At 39.4% G+C, this 15120-nt stretch carries 11 protein-coding genes and 1 pseudogene; 10 read left to right on the top strand and 2 right to left on the bottom strand.

Features of this window, described 5'->3' with window-relative positions:
- Positions 1 to 45: 45 nt before the first annotated feature.
- The 5 genes from IWC72_RS12480 to IWC72_RS12460 all read left to right on the top strand — a co-directional run bounded on the left by IWC72_RS12480 (position 46) and on the right by IWC72_RS12460 (position 8819).
- Entirely contained in the window at positions 46 to 2886 is a 2841-nt protein-coding gene (locus IWC72_RS12480) for a PSD1 and planctomycete cytochrome C domain-containing protein (RefSeq protein WP_226979551.1), read from the top strand.
- A gap of 24 nt (positions 2887 to 2910) precedes the next feature.
- Positions 2911 to 4428: a DUF1501 domain-containing protein gene (locus IWC72_RS12475; protein WP_194529974.1), complete on the top strand. Its 1518-nt coding sequence runs from the start codon at positions 2911 to 2913 to the stop codon at positions 4426 to 4428.
- 26 nt (positions 4429 to 4454) lie between these two features.
- The gene (locus IWC72_RS12470) at positions 4455 to 5330 is read left to right on the top strand and encodes a sugar phosphate isomerase/epimerase family protein (protein ID WP_194529973.1); all 876 of its coding nucleotides are present in this window, start codon (positions 4455 to 4457) and stop codon (positions 5328 to 5330) included.
- 12 nt (positions 5331 to 5342) lie between these two features.
- Complete coding sequence (locus tag IWC72_RS12465; protein ID WP_194529972.1) at positions 5343 to 6737, top strand: c-type cytochrome domain-containing protein; 1395 nt, start codon at positions 5343 to 5345, stop codon at positions 6735 to 6737.
- Positions 6738 to 7466: 729 nt separating this feature from the next.
- Positions 7467 to 8819 (top strand): TrkH family potassium uptake protein, encoded by a 1353-nt coding sequence (locus tag IWC72_RS12460; RefSeq protein ID WP_194529971.1) that lies wholly within the window; start codon positions 7467 to 7469, stop codon positions 8817 to 8819.
- A gap of 359 nt (positions 8820 to 9178) precedes the next feature.
- On the opposite strand, the gene IWC72_RS12455 is transcribed toward IWC72_RS12460, so the two are convergent.
- Both IWC72_RS12455 and IWC72_RS12450 read right to left on the bottom strand, forming a co-directional pair.
- Complete coding sequence (locus tag IWC72_RS12455) at positions 9179 to 9397, bottom strand: hypothetical protein (RefSeq protein ID WP_194529970.1); 219 nt, start codon at positions 9395 to 9397, stop codon at positions 9179 to 9181.
- Between the two features lie 316 nt (positions 9398 to 9713).
- The gene (locus IWC72_RS12450) at positions 9714 to 9866 is read right to left on the bottom strand and encodes a hypothetical protein (RefSeq protein WP_194529969.1); all 153 of its coding nucleotides are present in this window, start codon (positions 9864 to 9866) and stop codon (positions 9714 to 9716) included.
- 854 nt (positions 9867 to 10720) lie between these two features.
- On the opposite strand from IWC72_RS12450, the gene IWC72_RS12445 reads away from it, so the two are divergent.
- The 5 genes and pseudogenes from IWC72_RS12445 (at position 10721) to IWC72_RS12425 (ending at position 14986) form a co-directional block, all read left to right on the top strand.
- A complete protein-coding gene (locus IWC72_RS12445; RefSeq protein WP_194529968.1) occupies positions 10721 to 11056 on the top strand; it encodes a single-stranded DNA-binding protein in 336 nt (111 codons plus the stop codon).
- 71 nt (positions 11057 to 11127) lie between these two features.
- Entirely contained in the window at positions 11128 to 11577 is a 450-nt protein-coding gene (locus tag IWC72_RS12440) for a JAB domain-containing protein (RefSeq protein ID WP_038231861.1), read from the top strand.
- 456 nt (positions 11578 to 12033) lie between these two features.
- On the top strand, positions 12034 to 12519 hold the full coding sequence (locus tag IWC72_RS12435; RefSeq protein WP_317171408.1) for a BfmA/BtgA family mobilization protein: 486 nt from the start codon (positions 12034 to 12036) through the stop codon (positions 12517 to 12519).
- On the top strand, positions 12519 to 13553 hold the full coding sequence (gene mobB, locus IWC72_RS12430) for a MobB family relaxase (protein WP_194529967.1): 1035 nt from the start codon (positions 12519 to 12521) through the stop codon (positions 13551 to 13553). Before IWC72_RS12435 ends, mobB begins: the two co-directional genes overlap by 1 nt.
- Positions 13550 to 14986 (top strand): annotated as a pseudogene (locus IWC72_RS12425) (TraM recognition domain-containing protein). The gene mobB and the pseudogene IWC72_RS12425 overlap by 4 nt, the downstream one beginning before the upstream one ends.
- Positions 14987 to 15120 lie beyond the last annotated feature (134 nt).

Raw genomic sequence — 15120 nt, 5'->3', positions numbered from 1 at the left:
TACAAAATATTAAAGTCCATATCCTATCATTAAAAATCCATGTATTTGCGCAATTATTTTATTAATATTAAACTGATTACAGACGAACATGGAATTAAAATTTTTAGAAGAATGAATCCTTCATTATCAATGGAAAAATTTTCTAACTTAATAATGTATTTTATTGTGAAATACTGGTGCAAAAAACTAATGACCTTTCTGGTTTTCTGCTCCCTATGGTCATGCAATCAATCCTCCGAAAAAATTGATTTTAGTTCTCAAGTAAAGCCCATTTTAAATAATAACTGTATCACTTGTCATGGTGGGGTTAAAAAAAGTGGCAATTTCAGCTTACTTTTTAAGGAAGAGGCGTTTGCGGTAACGGAATCCGGCAAACCGGCAATAATTCCTGGAGATGCAAAAAACAGTTCATTTATTCAAAGATTGCATGAAGAAGACCCTGAATTGAGAATGCCTTATGAAAAACCGAAACTAACGGACGAAGAAATAGAACTGTTGACGAAATGGGTTGACCAAGGAGCCGAATGGGGGCAACACTGGGCATATACTTTACCCGAAAAGGTTGAATTGCCATCAATCACCGAAGAAGCTGGATTAATATCATCTGAAACCAACGATTTCCTACAAAACAATATTGACCGTTTTATACTGAATAGATTAAAAAATGAAGAACTATCCCCTAATGGACCCGCTTCAAAAAACATACTTATCAGAAGACTTTCTTTTGACTTAACAGGATTGCCTCCAAGTGCCAAACTGTATGAAGATTTTACTAATGGCAAACTATCTTATGAAGAAACAGTAGATCAATTAATGGCCCAATCTACATATGGTGAAAAATGGGCCAGTTGGTGGTTAGATTTGGCAAGATATGCAGATACAAAGGGGTATGAGAAAGATCAGGGCCGTAATATGTGGCGTTATAGGGACTGGGTTATAAAATCCCTGAATGAAGATATGCCCTATGATCAATTTACTACTGAGCAATTGGCAGGAGATTTGCTACCAAACCCGTCTGTAGATCAGCTAATTGCCACAGCTTTTCATAGAAATACAATGAATAATGACGAGGGAGGCACAGACGATGAAGAATTTCGCGTAGCCTCTGTTTTGGACCGTGTAAACACCACCTTCTCAGTATGGCAAAGTACCACTATGGAATGTGTACAATGCCATAGTCATACTTATGATCCTTTTAAACAAAAGGAATATTATAAGGCAATGGCATTTTTTAACAATACCAAAGATGAAGACACACCAGATGAAAGCCCCACTCTTCGTTTTTATGATGAGAAACAAATTAAACTAAAAAACGAGATTATATCGTGGATAGAAAAATATGGTTCTGAACAAGATCGAAAAAAGTACAGTGATTTCTTGACTTTTTTAGAACCTAAATATTTAGCTCACAACGCCACAAACTTTGTCAATGGAGAACTTGCGGACACTAAATATTTGGCACTTTGGGACGATGGGTCCTGTGTACTCAAAAATGTAAGTCCCCATGGTGCAACATCTATGTACCTTAATCACAAAGCCTTTATGGATGGTACCATTATGACCATTAGAAAAAATAACGCTGATGGAGAAATCCTGGCACAGTTCAAAATGAACAAGACGGACGGCTACCACATTAAAAAAATAACGTTCAAGCCTATAAATGAAACTGTAGACCTTTATTTTGAAGCCAATAATGATGCGATTGGAAAACAGGTTTCTACTAGTTTTATTACCTGGTTAGCTTTTCTAAATGACATACCAGGTTCTTCCGAGAATGGCTATGCACAAATCAACCGGTCATTTTTAGAATTATTAAATAATAAGACCCAAGACCTACCTATTATGATAGAGAACCCTAAAGAGATGCAAAGGGTTACACAGGTCTTTGATAGAGGAAATTGGTTAGCCTTATCGGATACAGTTAATCCTGGTACTCCAAAAATTTTAAATGAATATAATGAAGAATGGCCGGCAAATAGGCTAGGACTTTCTAAGTGGTTAGTAAGCAAAGAAAACCCCTTAACCTCCCGCACCCTTGTCAATAGGGTTTGGCATCAAATTTTTGGCAGAGGTATTGTATCTTCGCTTGAAGATATGGGTACCCAGTCTTCCCCACCAAGCCACCCCGCTCTTTTAGACTGGCTCTCACTTAGGTTCATGAACGAACAAAACTGGAGCATAAAAACTCTAATTAAGGAAATTGTAATGTCTGGCACATATAGACAGAGTTCCATTATTTCCCCAGAACTATATCAAAAAGATCCTCAGAACGAACTTTACGCTCGTGGTCCAAGAATACGTTTAACTGCTGAGCAAATAAGAGACCAAGCCTTGGCCGTCTCAGGCTTATTAAGCAGTAAGATGTATGGCCCTGGTGTCATGCCTCCACAACCCGATGGTGTATGGCAATCTGTTTATAGTAATGCTGCCTGGAAAGTAAGCCAAGGAGAAGACAAATATAGAAGAGCTATATATACATACCTAAAACGTACCAGCCCCTACCCTTCTTTTATCACATTCGATGCCGGCAGTAGAGAAGTTTGTACTATTAGACGTACTGTGACGAACACTCCACTGCAAGCATTGGTAACTTTAAACGATCCGGTTTACCTAGAGGCGGCATACGCTTTTGCAAAAATTATGGATACCCACGATATAGAGAAAGGCATTTCAGCAGGATTTAAAAAAGCGACACTATCAGAAATTGATCAAGAAGAGTTAAAAACCCTAAGGAATCTATACGAACAGGCAACGATAGAGTTCAAGGCGGGTAAACACCAAGAGCAGTTTCTAGGACTAGAGAAAAAACCCAGCACAAAACTAGCGGCTTTGACTATTGTTGCAAATGCTATAATGAACTTGGATGAATTTTTAACCAAAGCATAAAAGCTAAGGAAAATACCCATTACAATGAAAACAGATATTAATAGACTCTTAGCGGAAAAGCAAAAAATAGACCTAGAAATAAATACCCGTAGACATTTCATAAAAAAATGTGCTACCGGTATGGGTGGTTTAGCGTTAAGTTCCATTTTTATGGGATGTGACCCTTTAGGAAGTAATAAACCAAAGGCAGGACTACAATCAGGATTTACTGAACGTGACTTAAACCCTCTTGCTACTTTACCTCCTCCTTTTTCCCCAAAGGTTAAAAATGTTATCTATTTACACATGGCCGGGGCCCCATCGCAACTAGAAATGTTCGATTATAAGCCCGAATTAGCAAAACTGAACAACCAAGAATGCCCACAATCGCTTCTTGAAGGAAAGAAATTTGCCTTTATCCGCGGTACCCCAAAGTTATTGGGGCCACAAGCCTCGTTTAAACAAGAAGGAGAAGCGGGTAACTGGGTATCGGATAATCTGCCACATTTTAAAAAAGTTGTGGATGAGGTGGCATTTTTGAAGGCTGTTCATACCGATCAATTCAATCATGGTCCGGCCCAATTGTTTATGCATACCGGTAGTGCAAGATTGGGAAGACCAAGTATTGGTTCTTGGGTTACCTATGGCCTTGGTTCGGACAACCAAAACCTTCCCGGTTTTGTAGTACTTACTTCTGGCGGGAAAGCCCCTAGTGCCGGAAAAAGTGTTTGGGGAAGTGGTTTTTTACCATCTGTATACCAAGGTGTACAGTGCCGCTCAAAAGGAGACCCTGTACTTTATATAGAAGACCCAGATGGTATTTCTAGAGATTTAAAAAAGAACACCATTAAAGCGATTAACGAGATTAATAAAAAGGAATACACCAAATATGCCGACCCAGAGATTTTGGCCCGTATTAACCAATATGAAATGGCGTATAGAATGCAAATTGCAGTACCAGAGGTAATGAACATTAACAATGAACCGGACCACATTAAGGAAATGTACGGTGTAGAACCTGGTAAAGAATCATTTGCTAACAATTGTCTTTTGGCAAGAAAATTAGTTGAAGACGGCGTGCGCTTTGTACAGCTATTTGACTGGGGGTGGGATTCTCATGGTACTGGAGCGGATACTGCGGTAGATTTGGGATTAAAAAATAAGTGTCGAGAAATAGATAGACCAATGAGTGCCTTGTTACTAGACTTGAAACAAAGAGGACTCTTAGAAGATACTTTAGTAGTTTGGGGCGGTGAATTTGGCAGAACCCCTATGCAAGAAAACAGAGAAGGCAAAGAGATGGGCTTTAAAGGGCGCGATCACCATGGTGATGCGTTTACCATGTGGATGGCCGGCGGAGGCATTAAAAAAGGGGCGACACACGGCCAAACGGATGCAATTGGTTTTTCCGGAATAGAGGGTCGTGTATCGGTACATGATGTGCACGCCACAATTTTACATCTTCTTGGTTTTGACCATGAACAATTTACGTTTGATTTTCAGGGCAGGCCTTTTCGTTTAACCGATGTTGAAGGGAATGTAATACGCGAAATACTAGCCTAGCATTTAGATACACCAAATTACAACTTATGCATTTACTACTACGCCTACTTTTTCTAACCCTGCTGGTTTTCACTAGCGATACTTTCGGTCAAACCGTTCATTTTTTTCAAACAGATTGGGGGCGAACTATTTCTTGGGATGCTTTTTGTAAAAAGACGGCAGACGCCGGATATGACGGTATTGAAATATGGTTTCCCGGCAACCCGAAAAATCAAGAAGAACTTAAAATCGCTCTAAAAAAATACAATCTTAAAGTTGGGTTTATAAATGGCACCAACAAATCAATATCTTTTAAAGAAAGCCTTAAAAGCTTCACCAACCATTTAAAGACGCTCACCAGCTGGTCTCCAGCTTACATTAACTCCCATACAGGAAGTGATTTTTACAGCTTTGAACAGAACAAGGCCTTTATAGATGCTGCCAATAAAATTTCGAAAAACACCAATATCCCAATCTATCATGAAACCCATAGAGGTAGGTTTAGTTTTAATCTACCGGATACAAAAATCTACCTGGAAAAGATACCGGAACTTAAACTCAACCTGGACATAAGTCATTGGATGGTTGTACACGAATCTTTATTAGAACAACAAAATAACGAGCTTGAGTACATATTGAAGCGCACGCAACATCTTCATGCACGAGTTGGACATGCAGAAGGACCACAAGTAAACGACCCTGAAGCACCTGAATGGAAAAAGGCCGTGAACAGACACCTTGATATCTGGGAAAAAATTATTCGCGAACATTGGAAAACGAACAAAACTTTTACTATTACCACAGAATTTGGACCTGCGGGCTATATGCCAACCTTACCCTACACCCAAGTTCCTGTAGCCGACCAATGTAAAGCAAATCTTTATATGATGGCAACCATTAAAAAACGAATGAATATTGAATAGCCCATTACTACTATGGATGTTATAAAACAACTTTTAGGAAGACTCCACCCTCTAATCGTCCACCTGCCAATTGGTTTTATCATTGCCGGGCTTCTATTACAATTCTTGGACAGAAAAAAGAAAGAGTCTACGCAAGTGATCTCAACCCTTTATTTATGGGGCGGATATTTTGCCGTCATAGCATGTATTACAGGCTATTTACAGTATTTGGGGGAAGGGTATGCATTTGACTCCATTAAGATACATTTGTGGTCAGGTATAGCCACTACCCTTTTTACCTTTATACTATGGGCAAGGCTAAAAGCATTTTCGTTCGTTTTTTTTCTTACTAGAATACCAGTTCTAGTATTATCAGGATTAATTTTCATATTGCTTTCATTTACCGGACATCAGGGTGGAAACATTACCCATGGCGAAGAATATTTGGTGGAACCGTTGCCAAACTCTATAAAATCCGCTTTGGGCTATGAAATTTTTGAGGCAAAAGAAATTACACTAAAAGATGAAACCTGGGAATCGGCCATTTTGTATTCAGATATAATCGAACCTATATTGAACAATAATTGTGTAAGCTGTCACAACCCCAAAAAAGCAAAAGGTGATTTATTATTACACACGGAGGAAGGTATTTTAACCAGCGGGGAAAACAGCCCCATAATTCTCGCCAATCACCCTGACAAAAGTGATTTATTCATCCGTATGGAACTCCCAAAAACAGATGATAAACACATGCCTCCAGATGGAAAAAAACAACCTTCTAAAGAAGAGATAAAATTAGTAGGTATTTGGATAGAAAAAGGACTTCCGTTCAACAAGACCATTGGCGAACTGAAACTACCCAAGTCACTTTTTCAATCCTTTTTTCCAAGAAGTGAAACAACAGACTATCCAGCAATTGATATTCCATTACCCTCCTTAGATAGCATCAAAAATATAAAGAACATGGGTATTCATATTGAACCCATTAGTGAAAAAACAAACTTTCTAAAAGTATCCGCCCTTAATATGCCAAGCTTTAAAAATGCTGATTTTGGACCGCTCAACTCCATAGCTCCCCAAATAGCCATACTAGACCTTGGCGGAACGCAAATAACAGATGGAATTTTTAATGACCTTACCAAATTACCTAATCTTACCGTCTTAAAACTAGACAACACTATGATTACAGGTAAATCTATAGAAAACTTAAAAATACTAAAGCACCTTAAAACCATTAACCTATCTAATTCCGATTTTAAGGAAGCCAACCTACCCCTCTTAAAAGGTTTTGAAAATCTAGAGCGGATATTTTTATTCATGCCAAACGTCAACAAAACAGGAGTTGAAACCATCAACGAAGGCAGTACGATTATTGAATATGGCAATTACAGCTTACCAATAATTAAATCGGATAGTATTGTATACTAATTATTCTATTTTAAAATAACCTTGAATAGCCAATCGACTAGAGAAACAATAAGTTATAGCAGAACATATTGTATACGGACTTATTTATTAGAGGCTTTCAGTCCTGCAGAGGTCTCAAAAACCCTGCGTTACAAATTATAAAATTTAATTATTAAGATTTGATAACAAACACTTTAATTCATGTAATTATAGTTTGTTTAAAACGACTGTTCGCATGGAAGCTGGTTTTACAAAAAAAAAATACATTTTACTGTTTTACAATAGTTGAGATATCCATAAATATTTAATTTTGATTTTTTTTAATGAGGCGATTTGAAATTCGGCTTCCGGATAATACCTCAATATAGTTTTTATAAAAAATTGCACATTGCACTCGAATCCATCAAATAGAACAAGAAACGGGAACCCTAAAGTTGAGGGCGTATTCTTGGAAAGCTTAAAAAACCAATGGATGTTAAATACATAAGAATTCGTTGTAGAAATGAAGCCTCTTCTGAGGTAGGAATAACAGTTTTTACTTTCATTTTACTTAGAATTACCCCTCTAAATCTATTCTCAGAACTGGCTGATGAGGGAAGATTTCTTAGGCAACCGTAGGGGTTAAAAGAAAAATTGCGTCGGTGCTCATAGGAAATTTGAAGCGAGAAAACCTTTTGAAAAATAAATTATTAAAATTCGTAGTCAAACAATCATGCTTATAATAGTTGAGAAAATTTATTGATACTTAAAATGAAAAATAAAACATACAAAAAACTGAACATTTGGTATCGAAAGTTTCAAATTAGTAAATCACCTCAAATGAATCTTGTTTGGGGATTCTTCTTATATACGTTAATTGGCTTTCTATTATTATCAATCCCTTTATTCCATAATAGAAGTATCTCTTTTTTAGATAATTTATTTATTGCAACTTCTGCTATTTCAACAACAGGACTTGTTACTGTCAGCATTTTTAATTCCTATAACATTTTCGGTCAGTTTATTATAATGGCACTAATTCAAGTTGGAGGTATCGGATATATGACATTGACAACTTACTATTTGATATTTACCACAAGGAAAATCACTCATTGGCATAGTAAAATTATTGGAACAGAATTTACATTGCCAAATTCTATTCAGATAAGAGACTTTGTAAAAAGCGTTATTATTTTCACCTTGGTTATGGAAACTATTGGAGCTATTCTCTTTTACATTGCATTTATAGATTCTGGAATGGGAAGCTTAAAAGCTATATGGTTTTCAATATTTCATAGTATTTCTACATTCTGCACAGCAGGTTTCGGATTGTTTAATAATGGTTTTGAAAGTTATAGAGACAATACTTTTATAAATACTATTATATCCGTACTAGCTATTGCTGGTTCTTTAGGTTTCATTGTCATAACAGATTTATTGTATCGCATTCGAGGTAAATCAAAACAAATTTCATTTACTACAAAAACCATTTTATATGGATTTATATTATTGCTTTCCATAGGTACTTTACTCCTCTACACCATAGAATACGCATCTGTTCTTGGTTCGAGCAGTTCCCTTATGACATCTTTCTTTCACACAATGTCAGCTATGACAACAGTTGGTTTTAACACAGTACCTATAGGTAAGATATCATTACCTATATTGTTGCTTATAACTTTTCTCATGTACATTGGTGCTTCTCCTTCTGGAACAGCTGGTGGAATGAAAATTACTACGTTGACTGCTATGATTGCCATACTAAAAAGTAGATTACTAGGACAGAAAAAAATTACATTTTTGAACCGACTAATTCCTTTTGAAAGAATTTATGTAGCAACTTCTATATTTATGCTATATACGAGTTTAATATTTCTGTTTTCTTTTTTGCTATCCCTTAGTGAGAATTTTTCTTTTGAGAAAATATTATTTGAAGTTGCTTCTGCTCTTGGCACTGTTGGACTAAGCACAGGAATTACCGGTGAATTATCGAACATGGGGAAAATTCTGATAATTATACTAATGTTTATTGGCCGAGTAGGAGTATTAACCTTTGGGTTCGCCCTATTACGACAAAAAATTAAAGATTCTAATGGAACCATACAAGATGACTTAGCGGTATAATTACCTAAAAAAATAAAAACGCCCACCTTCGCCAAATATTTAGTGCTACTCCAAAAGCATTTTTGAAAGTAATTATTTAACACATCTCAGAAACAGAACTCAACCTGTAAAATTAACCTAATCCCATATTTAGGTATCGGTCATAACCAAAAATATCCAAGCTATGTTCATTTATTTTAATGTACATGTTAGGTCAGAAGTGCCCCAACTGGCTATGCGGTCTAAAACTGGATATTCGCCTCTCCAAATATCGAATTTTCACTGTAAAAGAACGAATCGTTGAAACTTATTATGAAAGAGCAAAAGGTAGGCTTCAGAGGACTTGAGAAGTCAAGTTCAATATTATTCTCATAGGCCTTTTAATTCAATACTTTCCTGACAAACTCATTGTCATTACGCACGTTGACACGTTTTAGCTGCACTGGGTTCCGAAAGGTAACACTTTCCATCACGTGTACTACATCACTTCCTTTGAACGAGATTAAAGCATGGATAACCAATGATTTACGACTATAGCTATCCACTACAGAGCCCCTATAGCGGCTCCCGTTATACAACTGGCCCAAGACAAAATCCATGTTTCAACTTTCATTCAGTCTAGAGGTGTTTCCCTTTGTGGGTTGTCCATAAAACCTTTCCACCTTAAAAAGGATATGGATGTGCCAAAACCCATGATGTACCCCCTCAATAGCATTCTAATTCATTCTCACGCGTAATAGTTCATCGCTGCGCCCTTTGTCTTGTAATAAAATGTTTTATGAAGCAATACAAGCTGGCAGCAACGATTATATTTGGTGTACTCCATCCTAAGTTTATCGACCATCCCAGGTTTTCGGGACGACTCAGAACTTTTTTCAACACGTCCAGAAGAAACTATAAATCCTCTTCTTCCTGTTAAATTCGGAAACTACCATACTTCTTCTTCCAACTGTAATAAATGGCCACGAGAATGCCAATCTTACGGTATACTTCTTGAACATCAACAACCGTAACCACCTGTTTATTAGAAAATACGACTTGCAATTCCGTATACTTTAATCGTCTCATAGGCAAATAGTTGTTTAAAATTAAACATTTATTCGCCCGGTTTTCGCTAGTCTTAAACTGTCCGGTTTAACGGGAGGAGGTCACTTATGAAACAATCAAAATAGTAAGAAATATACATTATGTTAAAAGGTTTAATCAATACCTCAAACCATATCTTACCCGACTCATAATACATTGTACTTATATGTCCGTTCAGCACATCACCCTGCACTCCGTAAAACTACATTTCGGGTAATAAGCTTCACTACAGTTATCATGGACCCGCCCCTTGTCTTTGGGCTCCCTACTCCCCTCTTCCTTCCCACTACGCTGGAAGGCAACACCTCGTTCCTAAGCAAAAAGACATGGATCAAGTCCGCTCCTGACCGGAAAGTCCAAAATTCTGTTTTCTTAACAAAATTCCCAGTGCATCCTTCTTGAGTCCTTACTTGGGAATTCTTAAAAACAGCATTTCCGACAAGCACATTTTAAGGGGTTTATAATGGAGGGAGCCTGTCTTGTTTTTCGGGACGGCGAAAAACAGGTATGCCATAAGCCATTCTAATACGGTCCCATCCCCTCCTTTCGCTTAACTGCCGGTACGCTCAAATCACAAATGGTCCCGAAAGAATGGCTAATGCCCTAATGGAACTTGTCAAGACTATACAAGTTTCAGGGTACAGATCGGGTATCTACCTCCTTGAAAACCCGTCGGTTTTACTACGTTGCAGACACTCCCGATTTGTTCCCTGAAAGTCTGGACAAAACCCACTCCCTCCATTGTGCGGTGCACAGAAGAAAGCAAACAAACACCCCTTAAAATTGAATTCAGCTGAAACCAAAAAGGGAAATATGAACCATTTAAATCTTCTATTATGAGTACTATCAGAAATCACGTACAGTTGATCGGAAACGTCGGGCAAGAACCGACCATTACCAACCTTGAAAGCGGCAAAAAGGTCGCCCGCTTTTCACTCGCCACAAATGTCCATTATAAAGATGCCAAGGGCGATAAAAAAACGGACACCGATTGGCACACCATTGTGTCTTGGGGCAAGACCGCCGAAATCATAGAAAAATATGTCCAGAAAGGCAAAGAGGTCGGGGTGGCAGGCAAACTGAAGACCCGTACCTATACCACGGACGATGGCAACCAACGTTATGTTACCGAAGTGGTAGCGGATGAAATCCTTCTATTGGGAAATAGGTAAACTACAAATCAGAGGGAATCCTAGAATGCTAGGGTTCCCTCACTATTCACGACTTAAAAACATCTTAGCATATGAAAACACAGGTCAATGAAATACAGGTAAGCTATCATGAAAATACAGGCATTTTTGAAGCAATACCCATGAAAAGCTCCCAAGATGTGGCAAAATTGCTATATGAAAACTGGGATACCGACACCATAGGATTAAGGGAAACCTTCAAAGTACTCTTGTTAAACCATTCCAATAAGGTGAAAGGAATCTATCCCTTGTCGGTCGGCGGGATTACGGGGACCATGGTCGACCTACGGATATTGTTCGCCCTGATACTCAAAACATTGTCCACGACCGTCATTTTGGCCCACAACCACCCGTCGGGAAAACTAAGGCCCAGTGAAGCGGACAAAGCCGTGACCCTTAAAATCTCCAAAGCGGCACGCCTTTTTGATATCACGATTTTGGACCATTTGATTATCGCACCCAACGGAGGGTATTACAGCTTTAAGGACAACGGACTGCTATGATATCGTTCGTAAATAAGAAACGTAACGTGGCAAATGCTACCAAAACGGCCCTTTTATTATGAAGGGCTTTTTCTATGTTCAATGCCCTATTTTACATATCTTTAGGGCGTTAGGCACATGTAGTGCTCTAACGGTCATCACCTCATTTTGATTTGACTTTCCTCGATGACCGTATCCAAAAAAACAAAATATAGAAGGCAACTGACCTTGGTCAGCTTGTTCGAACGTTCGGGTCCCTGCGGAACGAAAAGGAGAAGCAAGAGGGTAACACGCTACGCGATGTTACACAATTTAACTCCTTGATAACCAGTTGTTTAAAGTATAAATTATTTAAGTTAAAAGGTACCCTTACAGTAAATGGGAGCGGAACCCCCATAAACAGGCAAAACTTTACAGTAAAAGATGAAGGATTCCTACCAAAAATATCATTTTTCGGCCATCAGCATCAAAAAGGAAGTGGCCCGGCGATTTCGGGCCTTTTCCAAATTGGTATCCGACTCCCATACCCACACCCTGGAAGCCATTATGAACTTTTTCGAGCGCAACGACCTTTCGCCCAATGATGACCTAGGTATAAAGAACAACAGGACCAACAAGCGCATCAATGCCCTTATTGCCATCCTTAAAAATATCGAGAAGCACCAGACCTTGCCTACCAAAACAATGCTCGATACCTTATTCCACGAAATCGCTAATCAGGAAGACCAAGAAGGAAAGGAAGAAAATTTTGTTTTTGAAACTTCAGAACCGTTCTCCAGGGATACCGAAATGGAACACTACCGGAATCGATACGAGGAAATACAGCAACATCTGGGCAACTACAAAAACCGGATGCAGGAGCTCTTGGAAAGAATGACCTACGTAAAGGGAACCTTCGGCAGGGGCTATTATAAACTGAATATGGACGAAAACGAGTTTGAACGATTAAAAAATGAACTGTAATGTATATCACGATCACCGCCCAGAAAACTGACGGAAACTACGCCCAGAGCGCAGTCGACTTCGTCAACTACCTTGAAAAGGAAAACGTAGGAAAAAACACGGACGACCTAGAACACTTTTTTGACCAGTACGAAGAGGGAATATTGAGGCAAGAGGTAATAAGCGCCATAGATGGGAACACCGCCAAACTTAAAAAGTCCGAACCTAAGTTCTATTCCATTACCCTAAATCCCAGCGAAAGGGAACTGAAGACCATACAAAGTTCGCAAGAAGCGCTAAAGCGATACATCAGGGAGGTAATGAAGGCCTATGCGTCATCGTTCAACAGGGAAATCAACGGCAGGCCCGTGACCATAGATGATATCAAATATTACGCTAAGATCGAGCACCAACGTACATTTAAGGGCAGTGATAAACAGATTATCGAAAACCAACCCTATGCTACCCAAATACTTCAATTAAAACAAGAAATACGACGTATCGAGCATGGGGAACTGCGCGGGAACATCTCGAAACTACAACAGCGGATCGAGCAATTGGAACAGGAAGCACCACACCAAATCAACGGTATTCGCATCGTGCGGGGCACGTCAAAGCCGGGACCACAGAGCCATATCCATATCATCGTCAGCCGAAAGGATGCCTCCAATCGCTACAGTCTTTCTCCAGGAAGCAAATACAGGGCTTCCGAGGTTCTGATGAACGGCAAGAAGGTGAAACGAGGTTTTGATAGGGACGCTTTTTATAAAAGCGCGGAAAAGACCTTCGATAAAATGTTCGGTCACAAACGAAACTATGTAGAAACCTACCGGGCAAGAAAAACCTTTCTAAAAAATCCGAAGCTGTATTTTTCTACGATTACAAAACTTCCCACCAATGAGAGGACCTTGGCGTTTCAGCTGTTGCAAAGATCCGGGGTCGATACGGCTCTGTTGACTATCCCCACCAACAAGCTGCAACTGGCCATGAAGGCGATACATATTTTGAAAAAGGGCGTTGGCAAGGCTATTGAATCCGCCTCCATTGGGATATGAACTGGCACGTTGAACATATTGTTCTTTACCTACTGGCACCTATACTCTTTACCGCAACGGTACTTTATGCCATACTCAGTAGGGAAACGAACGCCCGGACCGACAAGAAATATAGGGTTCGGTTTAAATTGAGGTACGGAACCTTCAAGGTGGTTAATATCCGAAGGGGGGCCTCCATCATCGGTTCTGCAGGGAGCGGCAAGACCCAAAGCGTAGTCTATAATTTTTTACAACATTTCAGTGCCTACGGGTTTTGCGGGGTCATCCATGACTACAAGAACTTTGATCTCTCCGAAATCGCCTATCCCCTGTTCAAGGAAGCGGGCATACGCTTCTATAAGATAGCCATTGGGGACATCCATTATAGGGTCAATCCGATCGCTCCCAAATATTTGCCCAATGAGGAAAGTGTAAACGAAGTGTCCCGGGTACTCATAGAAAACCTATTGGAACAGGACCTGTCACAGAACAAAGGCAGTAATAAATTTTTCTCGGATGCGGTAGAAGGGCTTTTAAGCGGGATGATATGGAAAATATAAACTGCCTACCCGGAGTATTGCACGCTTCCACATATCATCGCATTTTTCCAGTCCGCATCGACAAAAAAATTGGTAGCCTTCCTCAAATCCGACCTTACCGCCCGCAGTATGGCCAGTGCCTTTCTCAATGGTATAGAATCGGAAAAGCAGACCGCAGGGGTAAAAAGTACCCTGGCCAACGCCTTTAAAAAAATCAGTTCCCAAAAAATGTTCTTTGTACTTTCCAAGGACGAAGTACCCCTGGACATCAACAACCCCGACCACCCGGCCATTATATCGTTGGTCAACGACCCAAAATACGATTCGGCCTACTCCCCTATTATCGCCATGGTAATGCATACCATAATAAAACAGATGAGTGTTCATGGCGGGAAGCCTTCCTTTCTTTTAATGGAAGAGGCCCCTACCCTGAAACTTCCCAATATGCACCGGATTCCGGCCACATTGCGTAGCTATGAGATTTGTACCATCTATGTCATGCAGGACAAGGTGCAGAATGATCTGTTGTACGGTGAAAGGGCCAGCAAGGCGATATTGAGCAACCTCTCCTATCAGTTCTTTGGAAAGGTAAACGACCCGGACACCGCTAAATACTACGAACGTTTTTTCGAGATTATAAAAAAACCGACACACAGCATTAGCAAAAGTAGCGGGCTGAGTCTGGAAAGTAGGATTACCAAAGGGGAAAAAGAAGTAGCGAAACGTAGGGCGGATACGTTCTTTCGTTTAAAACAAGGGGAGTTTATTGCTTTTGCAGATGGTAAAGATAGTAAGCTGCGGTTTGCTCTTCAGAAAATAGTACGGACCAGGCCCAGAAAAAGAATCGTCCATACCGCTGCAGAAATAAAGCTCGTGTATGAAAGGTGCTACCTGGAAATTAGAAGGCTACTCTGAACGCTCTTTTAAGGGTAATGCAAACACCACCCTACCGATTCGTACTTCCCTCTGTCGAACCACTAACAAGCCTAAAAAATAGCAGGAAGATAGAATTTGTTATGAAGCCTTCGCTTTATTTATTGATTAGATAA

It is taken from the genome of Zobellia roscoffensis (assembly GCF_015330165.1).
GTDB lineage: Bacteria > Bacteroidota > Bacteroidia > Flavobacteriales > Flavobacteriaceae > Zobellia > Zobellia roscoffensis.
The sequence above is the reverse complement of the archived record's forward strand: the minus strand, read 5'-3'. Positions and strand labels throughout refer to the sequence as shown.

Coding starts and splice junctions, on each gene's coding strand:
- IWC72_RS12475 (WP_194529974.1), top strand. CDS start 2,911: ATGAAAACAGATATTAATAGACTCTTAGCGGAAAAGCAAAAAATAGAC.
- IWC72_RS12470 (WP_194529973.1), top strand. CDS start 4,455: ATGCATTTACTACTACGCCTACTTTTTCTAACCCTGCTGGTTTTCACT.
- IWC72_RS12465 (WP_194529972.1), top strand. CDS start 5,343: ATGGATGTTATAAAACAACTTTTAGGAAGACTCCACCCTCTAATCGTC.
- IWC72_RS12460 (WP_194529971.1), top strand. CDS start 7,467: ATGAAAAATAAAACATACAAAAAACTGAACATTTGGTATCGAAAGTTT.
- IWC72_RS12455 (WP_194529970.1), bottom strand. CDS start 9,397: ATGGATTTTGTCTTGGGCCAGTTGTATAACGGGAGCCGCTATAGGGGC.
- IWC72_RS12450 (WP_194529969.1), bottom strand. CDS start 9,866: ATGAGACGATTAAAGTATACGGAATTGCAAGTCGTATTTTCTAATAAA.
- IWC72_RS12445 (WP_194529968.1), top strand. CDS start 10,721: ATGAGTACTATCAGAAATCACGTACAGTTGATCGGAAACGTCGGGCAA.
- IWC72_RS12440 (WP_038231861.1), top strand. CDS start 11,128: ATGAAAACACAGGTCAATGAAATACAGGTAAGCTATCATGAAAATACA.
- mobB (WP_194529967.1), top strand. CDS start 12,519: ATGTATATCACGATCACCGCCCAGAAAACTGACGGAAACTACGCCCAG.